Raw genomic sequence first — 19678 nt, 5'->3', positions numbered from 1 at the left:
CGCTTTGACCCCCCCGAAATTGCAACGGCCCCGAACGGGGCCGTTGTTTTTCATGTCCGCCGGATCAGTGGCCGCCGCCCGCGGCGGGTCCGGCCTTGGCCGTGAAGGGCGGCCTGGTCATCCAGACCACCACGATCAGGCTGACGAAGATCCAGCCCAGCACGTGGAACACCTCGTTGAACGAGATCTGGTAACCCTGCTGGGTGATCATCTGGTTGACCACCGCCGCGGCCGTCTGCGGATCGCCGCCGCCGAGCTGGCCTAGCGCCTGCGTCGCGGTGGGGTCGTAGGGCGTGATGTGCTCGGTCAGCTGGGCGTGATGCACCACCGCGCGGCGATCCCACATGAAGGTGGTCAGCGAGGCCGAGAAGCTCGCCCCCAGCGTGCGCAGGAAGGTGGCCAGGCCGCCGCCCGCGGCGATCTCGTGCGGCTGCAGGTCCGACAGCAGGATGGTGGTCACCGGCATGAAGAACAGCGCCACGCCCAGGCCCTGCAGCAACTGCACGCCGGCGATGTGCATGAAGTCGATGTCGAGGAAGAAGTCCGAACGCAGGAAGCTGGTGGTGCCCATCACCAGAAACGAGATCGACGCCACCAGGCGCAGGTCGAACCTGGTCGAGTACTTGCCGACGATGAAAGTCAGCAGCACCGGCAGGATGCCCAGCGGCGCGCTGGCGAAGCCCGCCCAGGTCGACGTATAGCCCAGGTTGCGCTGCATCCACTGCGGCACCAGCAGGCCGATCGCGAAGAACGCCGCATACGCCAGCACCAGCGAAAGCGTGCCCATGCGGAAGTTGCGGTGGCGGAACAGGCGCAGGTCGACGATCGGTTCCTTGTCGGTCAGCTCCCAGATCAGGAACACCGCGATGCCCAGCACCGCGACAATGCTGGTGACCACGATGAAGGTGGAGCTGAACCAGTCTTCGTCATTGCCCTTGTCCAGCACGATCTGCAGCGCGCCCACGCCGATGATCAGCGTGATCAGGCCCACATAGTCCATCTTCGGACGCATGGTGACGTCCTTGCGCTCCTTCATCTGGGCGCCGATGACCATGCTGGCGAAGATGCCGATCGGCACGTTGATGAAGAAGATCCACGGCCAGGAATAGTTGTCGGTGATCCAGCCGCCCAGGATGGGACCTGCGATCGGCGCCACCACCGTCACCATGGCCAGCAGCGCCAGCGCCATGCCGCGCTTGGCCGGTGGATAGATCGAGATCAGCAGCGCCTGCGTCACCGGATACATCGGCCCGGCCACCGCGCCCTGGATGGCCCGGAACAGGATCAGCATGCCCATGCTCTGCGCGATGCCGCACAGGAACGAGGCCAGCGAGAACAGCAGGGTCGACCAGATGAACATCTTCACCTCGCCGAAGCGGCGGGTGAGGAAGCCGGTGAGCGGCAGCGAGATGGCCATGCTCACCGCGAACGAGGTGATCACCCAGGTGCTCTGGTTCACGCTCACGCCGAGGTTGCCGGCGATGGTCGGCAGCGACACGTTGGCGATGGTGGTGTCCAGCACCTGCATGAAGGTCGCCAACGACAGGCCGACCGTGGTCAGTGCCATGTTGGGGGGACGGAATTGAGTGCTCATGGGATAGGCGTGCCGGAGGGCGGTGGGGAGCCGAGGCGAGCGCTGCCGGCGGATCCCCGCCTGGGGATCCGCCGCGGCGGCTTACTTCTGGCCGGCCATGTTGGCGTGGATGATCTGGCCGATCGCGCTGTCGGCCTCGGCCATCTGCCGGGCGTACACGTCGGTCTTGAAAGCCGGCTGTGACGGGGCCTGCCTGGCCAGCATCGGGCCGGTCTGGTCGTGCAGGTTCACTTCCACGTCGGTGGACAGGCCGATGCGCAGCGGGTGTTGGTCCAGCTGCGTCGGGTCGTCGAAGAACACGCGCACCGGCACGCGCTGCACGATCTTGATCCAGTTGCCGGTGGCGTTCTGCGCCGGCAGCAGCGAGAACGCGCTGCCGGTGCCCACGCCCAGGCTCTGCACGTGCGCCTTGTAGGTGACCTTGCCACCGTACACATCGGCGCGGATCTCCACCGGCTGGCCGATGCGCATGTGGGTCAGCTGGGTCTCCTTGAAGTTGGCGTCGATCCACACCTGATGCAGCGGCACCACCGCCATCAGCGGCGCGCCGGTGGCGACGCGCTGGCCCAGCTGCACCGAGCGCTTGGCGACGTAGCCGTCGACCGGCGCCACGATGGTGGTGCGCAGGTTGTCGAGATAGGCGGCGCGCAGCTTGGCGGCGGCGGCCTGCACGTCCGGATGCGAGGCGACCACGGTGTCGTCGACCAGCACCTTGCTGGTCTCGAACTGCTGCTGCGCGGTGATCAGCCCGCTCTCGGCGGTGGTCAGGGTGTCCTGCGCGTGCGACAGCTCCTCGGCGGAGATCGCGCCGGACTTGGCCAGGTCGCGGCGGCGGTTGAAGTCGGCGCGCGCCTTGTCCACCGCCACCTTGCGCGCGGCCACGTCGGCCTGGGCGCCGGAGACATTGCTGTAGAGGCCGCGCACGTGGCGCACGGTGCTGGCCAGGCTGGCCTTGGCTTCGGCCAGGGCGACTTCGGTGTTGCTCGGGTCGAGCTTCACCAGCACGTCGCCGGCGTGCACCAGGTCGCCGTCGTCGGCGCCGATGGTGACCACGGTGCCGGGCACCTGCGGGGTGATCTGCACCACGTTGCCGTTGACGTAGGCGTCGTCGGTGCCTTCGTACCAGCGGCCGTCGAGGAAATACCAGGCGGTCCAGCCGGCGGCGGCGAGGATCACCGCCACGCCGAGCAGGCGCAGCAGGAAGCCGCGGCGGTTCTTCTGCGGTTGGGGAGCGGCGTTGTCGGCCGCGAGCGGAGTTTGGCTAGACATGGCGAAAAGCCTTCAGAGAGAGCGTGCGGAAGAGGAAGAAGAGGAGGCGGCCGGCGCGTCGGCCAGCGCATGCGCGTCGCCGTGCGGACGGAAGCCGCCGCCGAGCGCCTGGATCAGCTGCACCGAGAGGTCCACCTGCTGCGCCTGCAGCGAGGCCATGCGCTGCTGTGCCTGCAGCAGCTGCTGGCGCACGATCAGTGCCTCGAGGTAGTTGCCGATGCCGGCCTTGTAGCGCTGCCCGGACAGCTGCCAGGCCTGCGTGGCCGCATCCAGCGCGCGCTGCTGCGCGTCGATCTGCTGCTGCGAGGACTGCAGCGCGTTGTAGTCGTCGGCCACTTCGTTGGTGGCGGCGACCAGGGTCTGGTTGTACTGCGCCACCGCCAGGTCGTACTGCGCGTCCTTGCCGGCCAGGTTGGCGCGCAGGCGGCCGCCGTCGAAGATCGGCAGGCTGATCGAGGGCGCCAGCTCGTAGAAGCGGTTCCTCATGCTGAAGAGGTTGCCGCCACCCAGGTTCAGCAGGCCGGCCATGGCGCCGATGCTGACGTCGGGCATGAATTCGCTCTTGGCGACCTTGATGTCCCTGCTCGCCGCCTCGACGCGCCAGCGTGCGGCGACCAGGTCGGCGCGATGGCCGATCAGGTCCACCGACAGGTTGCCCGGCACCGCCAGTGCGGCCGGCTTGAGCACCTGCGGACGGGCGATGTCCAGGCCGCGGTCCGGACCCTTGCCGAGCAGCACGGACAGCGCCGAGCGCGCGGCATCGATGGAACGGTCCGCCGCGACGCGCTGCTGCTCGGCGGAGGCGACTTCGGTGTCGGCCTGCTTGAGCTGCAGCTGGTTGTCGATGCCGGCGGCGACGCGCTGGCGGGTGAGCTCGCGCGCGTTGTCGGCGCGTTCGAGTTCGGCCTTGGCCACGTCCTGCTGCGCATAGGCATAGCCGAGCTGGGTGTAGGCGCGGGCTACGTTGGTGGACAGCTGGATGCGCGCGGCCTGGCGGTCGATCTCGGCGGCGCGCGCCTGGCCCAGCGCGGCTTCCCACGCGGCGCGCTTGCCGCCCCACAGGTCCAGGCCCCAGTTGAAGCTGGCGTAGCCGTACTTGGCCCAGGCGAAATGGCCTTCGGGCGCGATCAGGCCATCCGGCAGACGGGCGCCCGCGATGCTGGCGCCGGCGTTCACCGTCGGGCCGCGCGCGGCATCGGCGATGCCCGCCGCGGCCTGGGCCTGCTGCGCGCGCGCATCGGCGGCGGCCAGGCTGGGGTTGTCCTGCAGCGCTTCGCCGATCAGCGCGTCGAGCTGGCTGTCGCCCAGCGCGGTCCACCAGTCCTGCTGCGGCCAGGCCGCCGGCGAGACCTCGATGCCCTGAAGGCTGCGCTCGCTCTTGAGCGAGGACGCTTCCGCGAGCGTGCCGGACGGATGCAGGCCGCCGCTGCTGACGCAGCCGGCCAGGGCCAGGCTCAGTCCGATCGCCGCCGCCGTAATGTGCAGACGCATGGTCTTAAGTCCAGAAAGTGAAGTGGTGAATCAATGCCTGTCGCGCAGTGCCTGGAGCACGCGCGTGAGGTAGTCGCGCAACTGCTGCTGTTCGGTCTCGTCCAGCGAGCGCTGGGCGGCTTTCAGAACCCGCTCGTTGCAGTTCATCAGCTCCTGCGTCATCGCTTGGCCGGCCTCGGTCAGCTCGATGCGCAGCGCGCGCCGGTCTTGTTCATGCGGACGGCGGCGCAGGTAGCCCTTGCCTTCGAGCTGGTCGAGCTGGCGGGTCATGGCGCCGCCGTCCAGTTCGATCGAGCGGGCCAGTTCGCCCGCGGTGATCGGCCCCAGCGAGGACAGCCGCTTGAGGATCAGGAACTGGGTGTAGCGCAGCTCGATGCCCTTGGCGGCGAGTTCGGCCTCCATGCTGCGGACGATTTCCGTGCGCACGGCGGCCAGCAGCATGCCGATGCCTTCCTGCATCTGGGGGGTCGAAGAATTCATAGCCGCGCATTCTATTGCCGATCAAATATTTGTCAAGGCAAATATATGGAAGGCATATTCTGCCCCCGCAAATATTCAGGCGGCTGCCAGCGGTCGCGGTCGCACCGACGCGCGCCGTGCCGCCAGTTCGTCCGCCACCAGCGCGGCCAAGGCCGGATCGCGGATGGCGAACAGGTCGAACACGCCCAGCGCCTGCAGGGCCGGGAGCGTATCCAGCAGTTTCGGTTCCACCTGGCGGCGCAGGCTTTCCGGGGTGAGCGGGTCGAGCATCAGCTGGGCGCTGACCACGAAGCGGGTCAGGGCTTCGGCGGCGTCCATCGGAATGGACGGCGAGTCGTTGGCGGACATGCCGGTCTCCTTATGGAAGTTTGCAGATAGGACGTCCGCGGAGGCTCCGGCGTGACCGCGCGTGGCGATGGGACGTCGCGCCCGGGGTAGGCGCCGTACATAAGCCTAGGCGGAGCCCCGAATGGCCTGATATCGTCAGAGGGACAATTTGTATCTAGAACCCGTCATTCGATATATCGCCATGGGTCAGACTCCGCACGGCACCATCGAACACTTCCACTGGCTGGAAAGCGCCGAAGGCCCCGATCTGATCGCCTACGTGCTCAACGGCATGGGTGAGAACAAGGCCTTCCACACCGTGGAATCGGACTGGCACAGCCATGTGCGCGGCCAGTTCTTCTATCTGGAAAAAGGCCTGATCAGCGTGCGCACCGCCTACGGCGCCTGGACCCTGCCACCGCACCGCGTGGGCTGGCTGCCGCCGGGCGAGCTGCATACGGTGCGCGTATCCGAGGCCACCCAGGGCTGGGGCGTCTACGTCGCGCCCGACGCCTCGGCCGGGCTGCCGGGGCGGACCTGCGTGCTCAATGGCAACGAACTGATGCGCGCCCTGGTGCTGCGCGCAGCCACCTGGTCGCCGATGCAGCCGCTGGCGGAGGAACAGGAACGCCTGCTCGCCGTGCTCATGGACGAAATGCGCCGCGCGCCGGAAGAACCGCTGCACCTGGTGCTGCCCAGCGACCGCCGCCTGCTGCGCATCGCCCACGCGGTGCTGGAACACCCGGACGACGTGCGCACGCTGGAGGAATGGGCCGCCTGGGCCGGCCTGTCGCCACGCACGGTGACGCGCCTGTTCCGCTACGAGACCGGCAGCAGCTTCGCGCAATGGCGCCAGCAGGCGCGGCTGGCGCGGGCGCTGGAGCGGCTGGCCTCTGGCGAGGCGGTGGCCAGCGTGGCCGATGCGCTGGGCTACGCCAGCGTCAGCGCCTTCGTGGCGATGTTCAAGCGCAGCTTCGGGCTGTCGCCCGGGCGCTATTTCGATCCGCAGGCGGTGATCGCCTGAGCCAGCCTCAGGGCGACGCCTTCGGCTTGCGGCCGCGCCGCGGCCTGGCGTCCCTGGCGGCGATCAGGCCCTGCAGGTAGCCGATGCCGTCTTCTTCAGGGAAGAACGCGACCACGTCCGCCACGGACAGGTCGTAGCGCTTGCACAGTTCGAGGAAATCCTCGCGCGCCCGCGCCATCCGCGTGGCGCCGGTAGGCTTGCCTGCATCCGCTTCCTGCTTTTGGTCCAACGCGGCGAGCTCTTCCTGGAAGCGCCGGTATGCGTCTTTCTGGATGGTCATGAAGGCGGGGATATCGACCGGATCGCGCTCATTGTGGCACGAGGCCCCGCCCGCCGAAGCGGCGCACAGACCGAAAGTTTCACGTAAGTGAATGCACTGTCATGCCTTTTGGGCTGCCGCACCTGCTCAATTGCGACGAGATCGGCGATATGTCGCGGCCGCTCGCAGTACAAACGGGCGTCGTTCCGGCCGGCGGGAGGGTCGCGGTTCCGGGGCGCTGAACAAGGTCGGACCGGGGAAGTCCACGCGCCTTGCGATAACGTTACCGATGCTCATGGAATCCTTCACCACGGTTTCACGGCAAGCGCTGTCCCATTCGATAATTTGCTGTATCCGCAGGCGGCGGCCTTCACATACATGGCTATCCGTCCAAACAAGCTCAGGGGAGCCGGGATGCAATCGAGAGCTGTGGAGAATCCTCTGCTACGCCATGGAGCGGCGGCGCTGCTTTACGCCTTGGGATTCGTATTGCTGCGCCAGGTGTCGTTTTCGTACTGGGTGCTGTTCGCCGGTTATCGCCTGACCGTCCTGCTGCTGGTGCCGCGGCGCTACTGGCCCGCGCTCGCCGTGGGTGAACTGGGACCACTCGGCTATACCGCATGGCTGTGCATGGACGATTTCGGCGGTACCTGGTCGGCGATCATGATGATCCCGCCGATCGCGCTGGCGATGCCGATCGTCCACGTCTGCCGCGAGCGCTGGCAGCTGTTCCAGAGCCGGCACCATGTGCGCATCAGCGTGCTGCTGCTGTGCGCGCTGGTCTGCTCGCTGGTGTGGACGGGAGCCAACCTCGCCGCGGTATCGGTGTCGATCAAGCCGGCCAGTTCTCCGGCCATTGACCTGGCCGCACGCTGGCTGGTCGGCAACTACCTCGGCGTGCTGACCGTGGCGCCGCTGGCGCTGATGATCCGCGAGGTGTGGCAGCTCACTCCGGCGCATGAGCGCTGGACGCGCCTGATGGACAGCCGCCTGTTCCTGGAAAGCGCGCTCGGCCTGCTGCCGGTGCTGATGCTGCTGGCCTGGATCGGCGGCGGCGGCATGGGCGACCAGGCCCGCCAGGTGGCACGCATGACCATGTTCGTGCCGGTGGTGTTCCTGGCCCTGCGCCATGGCTGGTACGGCGTGGCGATCGGCGGAACCATGGCCAGCACCGCGGTGGTGTTCACCATGCCGGCGGCGTTCGATCCCGGCACGATGCAGGCGGAAGTGCTGATCGCCTTCACCATCTCCACCATGATGATGTTCGGCGCGCGCATCTCGGTGCTCAACCGGCGCGACCTGCAGGAGCGCCTCGACTCGCGCCAGACGCTGGCCCTCGCCCAGCGCACGCTGTTCCTCGGCGAACTGCGCATGCGCCAGACCGCGATGGCGATCGAGCAGGTGCGCGGCAGCATCCAGCAGACCAACAACCTGATGCTGGAGCGCCTGCGCTATACCGTGCCGACCGCGGAAGAGCGCCAGTACCGCCTGCAGACGGCGCTGAACCAGGATCAGCTGTTCCGCCTGGCCGACAACCTCCATCCGGTGAGCTGGCGCCAGCGCGGTCTGCCGGCAGCGCTGCGCGAAGGCGCCGTGGCGCGCACGCTGGAAGCGGCGGGCGTCGGCTACACCTGCGACATCGAAGGCCGCGGCCTGAGCCAGCTCTCGCCCGGCATCCACCTGGTGCTGTACCGGACCATCGGCGAGATCGCCGGCAGCCTGTGCGGCGAACGCGATGTCAGCCGGATCCACGTGCGCCTGCGCGGCGGTGCGTTCGACGGTCGCCGCTGGGTGGTGATGCGCATCGATGGCCATCGCGACGAAACGGCCGCCCGCTCGGTGCGCTGGGGCGAGCTGATGCAGGGCCTGGCTACCACCAGCACCGGGCTGGAGGCGATCCGCGACCAGGTCGCGCTGTTCGAGGGCCAGGTGCGCGAGCGCCAGCTGGCGTACGGCACCCGCGTCAGCCTGATCCTGCACAATCCGGACTGAGCCAGCTGCAACGAAAAAGGGCGCGCCCATCGGCGCGCCCTTTTTCATTTGTCCGTGTCCTGCCGCTTACTGGACGTGCGTGCTGCACTCCACCGGGTCGTTGCAGCCGGTGGTATCCGCATCGAATGCCATGTTGCCGCCGGGCAGGCGACGGGCGGTGACGCGCACGTCGTTGTCGCGATAGACCGTCTCGCCGGTCTGGCCGGTGGCGGCGGTGGTCAGCGCCGAGGCGTTGGGACCGGCCGAGGTGCGCTCCGCATCCACGCCGATCGGCAGCACCAGCGACTGGCCATTGGCCGTGGCGAAGGCGCCGCGCACGCGGCCGTTGAGGTCGTTGACCTGGATGTAGCGCACGCCGTCCTTGATGAACACGTAGACATGCCAGCGCGGGCTGGAACTCACGTCGCTGGCATTGGGCCAGGCCTGGCCGAGGCCAGTGGCCGGGAACTGGCGGGCCATGGCGGAGGTGGAAACCGCGAGGGCGGCGAACAGGGCCACCCTAACCAGACTGCGTGCACTCGACATATCGGCCCTTCCTGTTGTCCTTGGCGCGAACCGCGGCACTCTATCAGTGAAATCCGTGATGAATATGTGAGCACTTGTCCTAAAAACAGGGTCTGGACCGACTGCCACGTGAACGCCGCGATCAGCGTCCCATCGCAGCTTCCTGCGCCGGCGCCGGCTTGACGTAAGTGTCGAAAAGTTCGGCGATCCGGCGGTATTCGTCGTGCCAGGAGTCGGGATTGACGAAGCCGTGCCGCTCCATCGGATACAGCGACATCCAGAAATTCTTCTTGTGCAGCTCGATGAAGCGCTGGTACAGGCGGATCGAATCGCTGGCCAGCACATTGTCGTCGATCAGGCCGTGCTCGATCAGCAGCGCATCCTGCAGATGGTCCGCGTACTCGATCGGCGAGCTGGCCGCGTAGGCCTCCGGATCGAGCTGCGGGTCGTTGAGGATGTTCGAGGTGTACTCGTGGTTGTAGCTGGACCAGTCGCTGACCGGCCGCAAGGCCGCGCCCGCGGCGAATTCGCCCGGCGCGCACAGCAGCGCCATCAGGGTCATGAAGCCGCCGTAGCTGCCGCCGTAGATGCCCACGCGGTGCGGATCCACGCCATGTTCCTTGACCAGCCAGGCCTTGCCGTCGAGCAGGTCCTCCAGCTCCGGATGACCCATCTGCCGGTAGATCGCGGTGCGCCAGTCGCGGCCGTAGCCCTCGGAAGCGCGGTAGTCCATGTCCAGCACCACGTAGCCGCGCTGCACCAGCAGGTTGTGGAACATCTGCTCGCGGAAGTAGTTGGACCAGCTCAGCGTGACGTTCTGCAGATAACCCGCGCCATGCACGAAGATCACCGCCGGCCTTGAACCCGCCGCCGCTTCGTCAGTCGGCCCGTAGTACTTCGCCCAGATCGTGCCGGCACCGTGCGTGGAGGCCACGCCGACGATCTTCGGCGCGATCCATGCGCGCTGCGCGAAGCCCGGCTTCATGCCCTGGGTCAGCTCGCGCGGTGCGCCGCCGGCCGCGTCCTGCACCGCCAGCTGCGGCAGCACGTAGGGGGCCGAATGCAGCACCGCCAGCTGGCGGCCGTCCGGCGAGAGCACGAAATCGTCCATGCCCTGGTACTGGGTGACCCGCGTGAGCTGGCCGCCCTGGGCCGGCAGGCGGTACACGTCGTAGCTGTAGGGCGCGACCTGGTTGCTGCGCAGGTAGAACCACTGGCCGTCCTCGCTCAGCACCGGGTGGCTGAGCTCGAACCTGCCGCTGGTGAGCGCACGCGCCTTGCCGCCCGGAGCCTTGGCATAGAGCTGCGACCAGCCGGTTTCCTCGCTCAGGTACCACAGCGTGTGGCCGTCCTTGAGCCAGCCGAAATCGTTGAAGTTCCAGTTGATCCAGGCGCGGTCGGTCAGGCGGTGCTGGTTGACCAGCGCATGCCGGTCGAAATCGACGGTGGCGATCCAGCGGTCCTTGTTGTCGATCGCGCGCAGCTGGATGGCCAGGTTGCCGCCGTCGTCGCTCCAGGCAACGCCGCCACCGCCGCCGTCGTCCGCATCGGAGATGATGCGCACCGCGCGCTGCTCCGGTGCCTTCAGCGCCTTGGCCTCGTCGCCGCGGCCGGCCTGGTTCAGCGCGGCGACCGCCCCGGCGCGCAGGTCCTTCAGCGGGTCGTCCTTGATGCCCGGCAGCGCGCCGGCATCCAGCGGGTAGCTCTTGCGCGCGCGCAGGTCGACCAGCAGCAGCGACTGCGGCACCGGGTCGCGATGACCGACATACGTACGCGTGGCCTGCGTTTCGGCGTAACCGGACTCGGTGACGTAGTGCATCAGCTCCGGCGTCTTGCCTGCCTTGGCGTCCTTGGACTGGGCGACCACCAGCATCCAGCGCCCGTCCGGCGACAGCTCGGTGTCGATCACCTCGCCGACGTCGCCCAGCCAGATCGCGCGCGGCGCGCGGCCCGGATCGGCGGCGGCGAGGGTTTCCTCGTTGGCGCGCGCGGCGTCCTTTTCCGCCTTGGCCGCGCGCAGCGCCTTGAACAGGCGCAGCTGGTCGCGGCCCAGCGCATCGGGCTGCTTGCCGCGCGGGTCGTCGCCCACGTTGAGCACGGCCGCCGGCGCGGCGACCCCGGCGGCGATGTCGTAGACGAACCACTGCTTGCCCTGGCGGTACTGCAAGGCGCGGCCATCGCTGGAGAAGCGCGGCGAAGTCTCGGTTTCCGGCGTACGGGTGACCTGCACCCGGCGGCCCGTGCCGGGTTCGACCAGGAACACGTCGCCGTGCAGCAGGAACGCCGCCTGCCGGTGCTGGCGGTCGAACACCGCCGGTCCTTCGGCCTGCGCCAGCGCGTCCGGTCCGAGCTTCTCGCTGCGTCCGCTGGCGAGGTCGACGCGATAGCGGTCGCGCAATTTGCTGCCGTCCTGCTTCAGCGAGTAGTACAGGCTGCGGCCGTCGACGCTCCAGTAAGGCGCTTCCACCGCGGCGCCGATCCAGTCCGGATTGGCCATGACGGTCTCGAGGTCGAGCGTGCCGGCGGGGAGCGCGGCCGGGGTGTCGGCGAACAGGGCGGGGCTGGCGGCGAGGGCTGCCAGGCCCGCGAGAATCATCCGACGCATGAGCGCGCTCCACTGCAAAAACGCCGGAGCATAACCAAGACGGCTCCGCCCGCAAGCGCCATGCGTCCTGTATCCCGCCGGGGAGGGCGCGACTAGGCTGCGCGGGCCGGGCAGCATCCGCATCGCCAGGAGGCACCGTGCGCCAGCCGCACCGTCCGCTTCCGCATAGGGCGGACTGTTTTGCCCGGCTAGCCGCCCCCCGTCGGCTCCGCGTAAGCGATTGCGTGCATCGTGCGTTTGATGGCCCCGCGGCCATCCGGACGGACCGCCCCTCCCCCTACCGGCAACTCTCCCTGCATGTCCCTGCCTACCGTCGAGCACGAAACCGCTACCCGGCTGACCCACAGCGTGATCTGGCTGCACGGCCTTGGCGCCGATGGCCATGACTTCGAACCGATCGTGCCTGAGCTGGTGGCGCAGGAATGGCCCGGGCTGCGCTTCGTGTTCCCGCATGCGCCGGTGCGTCCGGTCACCTTGAACGGCGGCATGCCGATGCGCGCCTGGTACGACATCGCCGGCGTCGACCTCACCTCGCGCCAGGACGAAACCGGCATGCGCGCCTCGATCGAGGCAGTGCAGAAGCTGATCGCGCGCGAGAACGAGCGCGGCGTGCCGGACGAGCGCATCGTGCTAGCCGGCTTTTCGCAGGGCGGCGCGATCGCACTGGCCGGCGGCCTGCGCCATCCGCGGCGACTGGCCGGCATCGTGGCGCTGTCCACCTACCTGCCGATGCAGCCCTCGTTCGAAGCCGAGCGCAGCGCGGCCAACGCCACCACGCCGATCTTCTGGGGCCACGGCACCGCCGACCCGATCGTGCCGCTGACCCGCGGCGTGCAGTCGCGCGACGTGCTGCAGGGCCTGGGCTATCCGGTGGAATGGCATACCTATGCGATGCCGCATTCGGTATGCGCCGAGGAGATCGCCCACCTGCGCACCTGGATGGGCCAGCGCCTGATCGGCTGAGTACGCCAAGCCAGGCGCGAGGACACGGCCCGGGCCGATGGGCTTGGGCATACTGTGCGTCCATGCGCCAACCCGCCAAGCCACGCCTTGCCCAAGCCGGCCTTGAGCCCAGCCCGCTGCCGGATTTCTGCAGCGCGCCGGTGCTGTTCGCGCTGCTGGTGGTGGCGGCGCTCACCGTCACGGTGATGCTGCTGGCGCCGGAAAGCAGCCGCGGTTGGCGCGGCTACAGCGTGGGCATGCTGTTCGCCGAATGGATCGCCATGCTCACCGGCGTGGCGCTCTGCAAGCTGCGTCCCGCGCTCGGCCGGTTGCACGGCCTGCTGCCGTATGCGGCGGTGTGGCTGCTGATGCTGCTGATCGTGGCGCTCACCAGCGTGCTGGCCGCGTGGATGGACGGCGCACTGCAGATGGGCCTGATCCGCCACGGCGACGCGTTCGAATTCGTGCGCGACAACAGCACCATCGCCGCGCTGCTCGGCGCGGCGATGCTGCGCTATTTCTATGTGCTGGCGCAGTGGCAGGCGCGCCTGGCCGCGGTGGCGCAGGCGCAGGTCGAAGCGCTGCAGGCGCGCATCCGGCCGCATTTCCTGTTCAACAGCATGAATACCGTGGCCGCGCTGATCCGGCTGGACCCGCCAGCGGCCGAGCGCACGGTAGAGGATCTGTCCGAACTGTTCCGCGCTGCGCTCGGCCGTCACGACGCGCGCGACGGCACGCTGGAAGAAGAACTGGGGCTGATCGAGCGCTACCTCGCGATCGAGCAGCTGCGCCTGGGTCCGCGCCTGCGCGTGCGGCGCGAGCTGGACGAACTGCCCGGCGCGTTTCCGGTACCGCACCTGCTGCTGCAGCCGCTGGTGGAGAACGCCGTGCGCCACGGCATCCAGCCGTTGCGCGAAGGCGGCGAGGTGATCCTGCGCGGGCGGCGCGTGGAGCGCGCCATCGAGATCGAGATCGACAATCCCCTGCCCGACACACCCGCCACGGGCGGCAACGGCCACGGCCTGGCCAATGTGCGCCAGCGCGTGGCCTATCGTTATGGCCCGCGCGCCGAAGTGAGCGCCGGCCCGCTGGGCGAGCGCTTCGTGGTGCGCCTGCTGCTTCCGGAAGATACCCATGCGCGTACTGATCGCTGACGATGAACCGCTGGCGCGCGCGCGCCTGGCCGCCCTGCTCGAGGAATGCGGCGAAGGCGTCGAGGTCGCCGGCAGCGTCGGCGACGGCGACGCGGCGCTGGCGGCGATCGCCGACATCCAGCCGGACCTCCTGCTGCTGGACATCAACATGCCGGGCCTCGACGGCGTGACGCTCGCCAGCCGCCTGGCCGGCAAGGAGCGGCCGCAGGTGGTGTTCTGCACCGCCTACGAGAATCACGCCGTGCAGGCCTTCGAGCTCGGCGCCGTCGACTACCTGCTCAAGCCGGTGCGGCTGGACCGCCTGCGCGATGCGCTGCGGCGCGCGCGCCAGCGCCTGGCCGCGGCGCCGCGCGAGACCAGCTATCTGTTCGGCCGCCTGCGCGGCGAGCAGGTGCGCATCGCGCTGGAGGAGGTGATCTGTCTGCTCGCCGAGGAAAAATACGTGGTGGTACAGCATCGCGGCGGCCAGCTGCTGCTGGAGGAATCGCTGCGCCAGCTGGAAGAGGCTTACCCGGACCAGCTGACCCGCCTGCACCGCAACTGCCTGGTGCCGCCGCAGCGCCTGCTCGGCCTGAAGACCCTGGGCGACGGCCGCGTGCTGGCCCGCCTGAGCGGCACCGAGCTGATGCCCGAGGTGAGCCGGCGCAACCTGCCGGCGGTGCGCAAGCTGCTGCGCATGGGCTGAGCCGCGCCCGCATCGATCCGGCGCTGCGTCGATGCGGCGCGGCGATTGGCCTGCGGGGCGCGGCGGTTTACGCGACAATGGCGCCCTTTCATCCGGGCCAAGAATCTCCCATGACGCCTTCGATCCTGCGCATCGCCACCCGCAAGAGCGCGCTCGCGCTGTGGCAGGCCGAACACGTGGCGGCCGAGCTGCGCGCCGCGCATCCGGGCCTGACGGTGGAAATGGTGCCGATGACCACCCGCGGCGACGAGATCCAGGACCGCTCGCTGGCCACGGTCGGCGGCAAGGGCCTGTTCCTCAAGGAACTGGAAATCGCCATGCAGGAAGGGCGCGCGGACCTGGCGGTGCATTCGCTCAAGGACGTGCCCGCGGAGCTCGAGCCCGGCTTCGTGCTGCCGGCGGTGCTGCCGCGCGCGGATGCGGCCGATGCCTTCATCAGCAACGACTACGCCGACCTCGCCGCGCTGCCGCTGGGCGCGCGCGTTGGCACCTCCTCGCTGCGGCGGCAGGCGCTGCTGCGCGGGCTGCGGCCGGACCTGAACCTGCTGGACCTGCGCGGCAATGTCGGCACGCGCCTGGGCAAGCTCGACGCCGGCCATTACGACGCGATCGTGCTGGCCTGCGCCGGCCTGGAGCGCCTGGGCCTGGCCGAGCGCATCCGCGGCCGGCTGGCCGCGCCGGACTGGCTGCCCGCGCCGGGCCAGGCCGCCATCGCCATCGAGGCGCGCAGCGACCAGCCGGCCACGCTCGCCCTGCTCGCCGCGCTCGACGACGAACATACGCGCATGGCGGTGGACGCCGAGCGCGCCATGAACCAGGCGCTGGGCGGCAGCTGCACCGTGCCCGTGGGCGCCTGGTGCGTGGTGACCGAACGCGGCCTGCACCTGAGCGGCATGGTCGGCGACGTCGCCAGCGGCCGCCTGCTGCGCGCCGAAGCCGAGGGCCACAGCGACCAGGCCGAAACGCTCGGCCGCCAGGTGGCCGAAGCGCTGTTCGCGCAGGGCGCGGCGGCTTTTCTCGGCGGCCATTGAAACGAAACGGCCCCGCCGAAGTGGGGCCGTGGAAAACGCGTCCGGGTGACGCTGTCGTTTTTAGAAGTTGTAGACCAGGTTGGTCGTCATCAGCGTGTCGGTGTTCTTGGTGCCCGGCTGCACGTCGCTGTTGTAGCGCACCTGGTAACCCACCTTCAGCGCCATCTTCTTGGTCATGCTGACCGAGAGGCCGATGTCGTTCTGGTAGTACTGGTTCTTCGAGCCCGCTTCCAGCAGCAGCGTGTCTTCCAGCGCGGTATTGGCGGTGAGCCGGTACTTGTAGTTGACCAGGCCGCGGCCGACGGCCTCGCTCTCGGTCTCCTGGCGCTGCTTCACGTCCACACCGTCGACCTGCACGGTGCGGTCGGCCGGGCGGTAGCGCTTGTAACCGGGGCCGGCTTCGAAGGAGAGCTCGGTGCGGTCGGTCTTCAGCGCGATATAGCCGTAGCCGATCGAGACGATGCCCTGCCAGATGTTGGCGCCGAAATCGTCATGCTCGTAACGCAGCGCACCCACGATGTAGCTGCGCGGATCGAGCTTGTAGCCCACCGAGGCACCGGTGTCGTAGCGGTTGGCGGTGGTGCTGAAGCGGTCGATGGTATTGCCGGCCGAATCCTGCACCTGGACTTCGCCCTTCGAGCGCATGCCGTTGAGGAAGAAGTTGTTCTTCCACAGCTCGTTTTCCTGGTTCAGGCCGAGCTTGGCGTTGACGTTTTCGGTGCGGGAGTTGCCGTGGGCCGAGGCGAAACCGAATTCGCCGGAGCCGCTCCAGCCGCCGTTGGCGCCAGGATTGCTGTTGCTGGCGGGATCGGCGGGAGGCGCCGCATCCTGGGCGTGGGCGGTGAGGCTGACCAGACTGGCCAGCAGGGCGCTGGTGATTAGGGCGTTTCTCATCGGGGATCCGTCTTGTTCGTTAAACAAATGTAATCGGAAAAACCTTAGCGGACCGGCTTGAACTTGTTGTGAATCGGCCGGCCCAAGCTGCGAAGGGGTTCAGGCGGCGCCTCCGCCGGGGGCCGGCAGCGCGCGGCATAGACGCGGTTCAACGCTTTTGCCGACCACGCAGCTGACTGCGGCCAGCGCCAGCAGCAGCTCTCCCGGCTCGTGCAGCTGGGCCAGCACGAGCAGGCCGGGAATCAGGTAGACCAGCGCCAGGAACAGCAGGCGACCGGTCCAGCCGCGCGCCAGGCCGTCCCGTCGCCAGGACATTCCGCCGACCAGCAGCGCCAGCAGCTGCAGGGCGAAAATCCACGGCACCGAGTTGATCGGCATCGGCACGCTGCCTTGCTGCGCGGCCAGGCACAGCCACAGCCAGAGGCCGCCGGCGTAGCCGGCCGAGACGACCCGGGCAAGGGTCTGGCCGCGCCTTTCGCCGGCATCGCCGTCCAGCGCATGGATCAGGCAGGCCAGGCTGCACAACGCCAGCGCCGCCGCGGACAGGCGCGTGGCCCAGAACAGATTGTCGCCGCGCGCCAGCCCCGCCACGCCCAGCATGGGCAGATAAGTGGCCATCGCCAGCATCGCCTTGCGGTTGGGCCGGCTGCCGCGCCCGAAGCGCCAGCCCAGCCATTCCGGCACCCGCGGCAGGCGCAGCGCGGCGGCCAGCGGCGCGAGGCTCACCAGGACGGCGCCGAGCGCCAGCGGCACCAGGGCGTCGCCACGCCCGGCCGGATACAGGCCCAGCGCCAGCGCCGAACCCAGCAGCAGCCACAAACCGTAGCCACTGCCCGCCAACACCCGCAGCGCCCGGGCGAACAGGCTCCGCTGGGGCGGCGTGGCGGCTATATCGTGGTGGGGCGCGGGGTCGCCGGGCATCTCGGCTCGCTCTGCATCCTCGAGTGGGGCCAGGTGAGCTTTCGGAGTCTAGGCGATTTCACGCCGCGATGGGGGCCGCGCATGCCAGACTCTGCGTACTTGCGACCGCCGCAGGCGATCCGCATGCTAGGCGACGCTACGCACCTTCTCGACCTGGGCCATGGACCGCTACGAGCGCATTCTCACCCTGCACCGGCTGCTGAAGTCGGCGCACTATCCAGTACCGCTCCCCCGCCTGATGGACGAGTTGGAGTGCTCGCGCGCGACGCTCTACCGCGACGTCGCCTTCCTGCGCGACGCGCTGGGTGCGCCGATCGAAAGCGCCGGCGGCGAACACGCGGCCTTCCGCTATGCGGCCGGCGAGGGCGAGCGCTTCGAGCTGCCCGGCCTGTGGCTGACCTCGGACGAACTGGCCGCGCTGCTGGCGCTGAACGAGCTGATCGGCCGCAGCGGCCCGGGCGTGCTGGCCGGCGCACTGGCGCCGTTCAAGGCACGCATCGAGCACCTGCTGTCCGACCAGGGCAGCGGCAAGGCCATGCCGATCGAACGCATCCGCGTGATCGCCTGGGGCGAGCGCAAGCTCGACCAGCAGGTGTTCCGTATCGTGGCCGGCGCGGTGCTGGAGCGGAAACAGCTGCGCTTCCGCTACCGCGCGCGCACCACCAATGCCGACAGCAAGCGCACCGTCTCGCCGCAGCGCCTGACCCATTACCGCGACAACTGGTACCTGGACGTGTGGGACCACGATCGCGAGGCGCTGCGCAGCTTCGCGGTGGACCGCATCGCCGAGCCGATGGCGCTGGACATGCCCGCGCGCGACGTGCCCGACACCGAACTCAACGACATGCTCGCCTCCAGCTACGGCATCTTCGCCGGCAAGCCCAAGGCCTGGGCCACCATCCGCTTCTCCCAGCACGCCGCGCGCTGGGTGGCGGACGAGCATTGGCATTCCCAGCAGAAAGGCATCTGGCTGCCCGACGGGCGTTACGAACTGCAGGTGCCGTACTCCAATTCCAAGGAGCTGCTGATGGACGTGCTCAAGTACGGGCCCGATGCCGAAGTGGTCGCGCCGCTGTCGTTGCGCGAGGAGCTGAAGATCCAGCTGCAGCTCGCCCTGGGCGGCTACGCGCAGGCGCCGCGCTGAGCGCTTTCGCCGCCGCCGCATGAGCAGTTCGCTTCCCGTCGATGCCGCGACCGCACCCGGCGCCGCGCGCAAGCCCACGGTAGCCCTCGCGCTGGGCGCGGGCGGCGCGAAGGGCCTGGCGCACATCGGCGCGATCGAGGAGATCGAGCGGCACGGCTACCAGATCGTCGCCATCGCCGGCACCTCGATGGGTGCACTGGTCGGCGGCATCTACGCCATGGGCAAGCTGGAGGCCTATCGCGACTGGGTCTCGGCGCTGGCCAAGATGGACGTGCTGAAGCTGGTCGACTGGACTTTCTCCGGCGGCGGCCTGATCAAGGGCGAGCGCATCATCGGCACCTTGCGCGAGCTGATCGGCGATGCGCAGATCGAAGACCTGCCGCTGGCCTATACCGCGGTGGCCACCGACCTGGACCGCGAGCGCGAGATCTGGCTCACCCGCGGCTCGCTGTTCGATGCGATCCGCGCCTCCATCGCCATTCCCACCGTGTTCCGGCCGCAGCTGCTGGACGGGCGGCGGCTGGTCGACGGCGGCCTGCTCAATCCGGTGCCGGTGACGCCGCTGATCCGCGAACCGGCGGACTATCTGTTCGCGGTGAGCGTGGACGGCGCGATCGAGGCGGCCAAGCCGGAAGTGCCCAACGATCATGCGATCGAACCGCAGAACGGCTACCGCCACCGCATCGGCGAGTTCATCGGCCGGCTCGTGCCGCACGGCGAACCGAAGACGGAAACCGCGCGTCCGCGCGATCCGGGCATGCTCGACCTGCTGGCGCAGTCGATGGACCTGATGCAGGCCAACCTCGCGCGGCTGCGCCTGGCGGCATACGCGCCGGACCTGCTGATCCAGCTGCCGCGCAATATCTCCATGGCCTACGAGTTCTACCGCGCACGCGAACTGATCGAGCTGGGCCGCGAGCGCGCCAGGATCTCGTTGGCCGACTGGAAGCCGCCGCATTATCTCGGCGACGGCGAGCGCGCGCTCAATGGGGACCGTGGCCCTTGATCCAGGCCTCGAGATAGGCCTTCAGCGCCACCGCGTTGTTGTGCTCCTCGTCCTTGGCGCCGTAGAGCAGGGTGACGCGATGATGCGCCGCCTCGCGCACCAGTTCGCGCCAGTGCTCGGTGCGCGTCTTGCCGTCCAGCTCGGTGGCATAGCGATGGCGGAAGGTGTCCCAGCGCGAGGGATCGTGGCCGAACCAGCGGCGCAGCGAGACCGAGGGCGCCAGCTCCTTGGCCCACATATCGAGAGCGATCTCGTCCTTGTTCACGCCGCGCGGCCACAGGCGATCCACCAGCACGCGCTTGCCGTCGCTCTTGGCAATGGGTTCGTAGACGCGCTTGATGGCGATGCTCATGGCG

At 68.8% G+C, this 19678-nt stretch carries 19 protein-coding genes; 8 read left to right on the top strand and 11 right to left on the bottom strand.

Annotated elements, in window-relative coordinates:
* Nucleotides 1-64 precede the first annotated feature (64 nt).
* From BM172_RS17995 to BM172_RS17975, 5 genes are all read right to left on the bottom strand, one after another.
* Nucleotides 65-1594 (bottom strand): DHA2 family efflux MFS transporter permease subunit, encoded by a 1530-nt coding sequence (locus BM172_RS17995; RefSeq protein WP_026634756.1) that lies wholly within the window; start codon nt 1592-1594, stop codon nt 65-67.
* 81 nt (nt 1595-1675) lie between these two features.
* Complete coding sequence (locus BM172_RS17990; RefSeq protein ID WP_026634755.1) at nt 1676-2863, bottom strand: HlyD/EmrA/EmrK family protein; 1188 nt, start codon at nt 2861-2863, stop codon at nt 1676-1678.
* Between the two features lie 12 nt (nt 2864-2875).
* Nucleotides 2876-4354 (bottom strand): efflux transporter outer membrane subunit, encoded by a 1479-nt coding sequence (locus BM172_RS17985; protein ID WP_026634754.1) that lies wholly within the window; start codon nt 4352-4354, stop codon nt 2876-2878.
* A gap of 30 nt (nt 4355-4384) precedes the next feature.
* On the bottom strand, nt 4385-4834 hold the full coding sequence (locus BM172_RS17980; protein WP_026634753.1) for a MarR family winged helix-turn-helix transcriptional regulator: 450 nt from the start codon (nt 4832-4834) through the stop codon (nt 4385-4387).
* Between the two features lie 75 nt (nt 4835-4909).
* Nucleotides 4910-5182: a hypothetical protein gene (locus tag BM172_RS17975; protein ID WP_035323073.1), complete on the bottom strand. Its 273-nt coding sequence runs from the start codon at nt 5180-5182 to the stop codon at nt 4910-4912.
* A gap of 181 nt (nt 5183-5363) precedes the next feature.
* Between BM172_RS17975 and BM172_RS17970 the strand changes: the two genes are divergently transcribed.
* Nucleotides 5364-6185 carry an AraC family transcriptional regulator gene (locus tag BM172_RS17970; RefSeq protein ID WP_090423614.1) on the top strand — a complete coding sequence of 274 codons (822 nt, stop codon included), beginning with the start codon at nt 5364-5366 and terminating at the stop codon, nt 6183-6185.
* 7 nt (nt 6186-6192) lie between these two features.
* Here BM172_RS17970 and BM172_RS17965 read toward each other — a convergent pair whose 3' ends face one another.
* On the bottom strand, nt 6193-6465 hold the full coding sequence (locus BM172_RS17965) for a hypothetical protein (RefSeq protein ID WP_026634752.1): 273 nt from the start codon (nt 6463-6465) through the stop codon (nt 6193-6195).
* Nucleotides 6466-6858: 393 nt separating this feature from the next.
* On the opposite strand from BM172_RS17965, the gene BM172_RS22570 reads away from it, so the two are divergent.
* Nucleotides 6859-8436: an MASE1 domain-containing protein gene (locus tag BM172_RS22570; RefSeq protein ID WP_026634751.1), complete on the top strand. Its 1578-nt coding sequence runs from the start codon at nt 6859-6861 to the stop codon at nt 8434-8436.
* A gap of 66 nt (nt 8437-8502) precedes the next feature.
* Here BM172_RS22570 and BM172_RS17955 read toward each other — a convergent pair whose 3' ends face one another.
* Together BM172_RS17955 and BM172_RS17950 are read right to left on the bottom strand one after the other, a co-directional pair.
* Nucleotides 8503-8961, bottom strand: coding sequence for a hypothetical protein (locus BM172_RS17955; protein WP_035323070.1), 459 nt, complete (start codon nt 8959-8961; stop codon nt 8503-8505).
* A 121-nt stretch (nt 8962-9082) separates the two neighbouring features.
* Nucleotides 9083-11545 (bottom strand): S9 family peptidase, encoded by a 2463-nt coding sequence (locus BM172_RS17950; protein ID WP_026634749.1) that lies wholly within the window; start codon nt 11543-11545, stop codon nt 9083-9085.
* A 297-nt stretch (nt 11546-11842) separates the two neighbouring features.
* On the opposite strand from BM172_RS17950, the gene BM172_RS17945 reads away from it, so the two are divergent.
* The 4 genes from BM172_RS17945 to hemC all read left to right on the top strand — a co-directional run bounded on the left by BM172_RS17945 (nt 11843) and on the right by hemC (nt 15357).
* The gene (locus tag BM172_RS17945) at nt 11843-12508 is read left to right on the top strand and encodes an alpha/beta hydrolase (RefSeq protein ID WP_026634748.1); all 666 of its coding nucleotides are present in this window, start codon (nt 11843-11845) and stop codon (nt 12506-12508) included.
* A gap of 62 nt (nt 12509-12570) precedes the next feature.
* Nucleotides 12571-13641, top strand: a complete 1071-nt coding sequence (locus tag BM172_RS17940) for a sensor histidine kinase (RefSeq protein ID WP_026634747.1) — start codon at nt 12571-12573, stop codon at nt 13639-13641.
* Nucleotides 13622-14326, top strand: coding sequence for a LytR/AlgR family response regulator transcription factor (locus BM172_RS17935; protein ID WP_026634746.1), 705 nt, complete (start codon nt 13622-13624; stop codon nt 14324-14326). Before BM172_RS17940 ends, BM172_RS17935 begins: the two co-directional genes overlap by 20 nt.
* A 110-nt stretch (nt 14327-14436) precedes the next feature.
* Complete coding sequence (hemC, locus tag BM172_RS17930; RefSeq protein WP_026634745.1) at nt 14437-15357, top strand: hydroxymethylbilane synthase; 921 nt, start codon at nt 14437-14439, stop codon at nt 15355-15357.
* 60 nt (nt 15358-15417) lie between these two features.
* Here the strand turns inward: hemC and BM172_RS17925 are convergent, their stop codons facing one another.
* Nucleotides 15418-16251 (bottom strand): DUF481 domain-containing protein, encoded by an 834-nt coding sequence (locus BM172_RS17925; protein WP_026634744.1) that lies wholly within the window; start codon nt 16249-16251, stop codon nt 15418-15420.
* Nucleotides 16252-16350: 99 nt separating this feature from the next.
* Nucleotides 16351-17094 carry a hypothetical protein gene (locus tag BM172_RS17920; RefSeq protein ID WP_143096546.1) on the bottom strand — a complete coding sequence of 248 codons (744 nt, stop codon included), beginning with the start codon at nt 17092-17094 and terminating at the stop codon, nt 16351-16353.
* A 238-nt stretch (nt 17095-17332) separates the two neighbouring features.
* Between BM172_RS17920 and BM172_RS17915 the strand changes: the two genes are divergently transcribed.
* Both BM172_RS17915 and BM172_RS17910 read left to right on the top strand, forming a co-directional pair.
* Entirely contained in the window at nt 17333-18316 is a 984-nt protein-coding gene (locus tag BM172_RS17915; RefSeq protein ID WP_026634742.1) for a helix-turn-helix transcriptional regulator, read from the top strand.
* 19 nt (nt 18317-18335) lie between these two features.
* Nucleotides 18336-19322 (top strand): patatin-like phospholipase family protein, encoded by a 987-nt coding sequence (locus tag BM172_RS17910; protein ID WP_051548508.1) that lies wholly within the window; start codon nt 18336-18338, stop codon nt 19320-19322.
* Here the strand turns inward: BM172_RS17910 and BM172_RS17905 are convergent.
* Complete coding sequence (locus BM172_RS17905; RefSeq protein ID WP_026634741.1) at nt 19300-19674, bottom strand: DUF488 domain-containing protein; 375 nt, start codon at nt 19672-19674, stop codon at nt 19300-19302. The two genes, BM172_RS17910 and BM172_RS17905, sit on opposite strands and share 23 nt — an antisense overlap.
* Between the last annotated feature and the right edge of the window lie 4 nt (nt 19675-19678).

The organism is Dyella marensis (assembly GCF_900112865.1).
Taxonomy (GTDB): Bacteria; Pseudomonadota; Gammaproteobacteria; order Xanthomonadales; family Rhodanobacteraceae; genus Dyella_D; species Dyella_D marensis_A.
The sequence above is the reverse complement of the archived record's forward strand: the minus strand, read 5'-3'. Positions and strand labels throughout refer to the sequence as shown.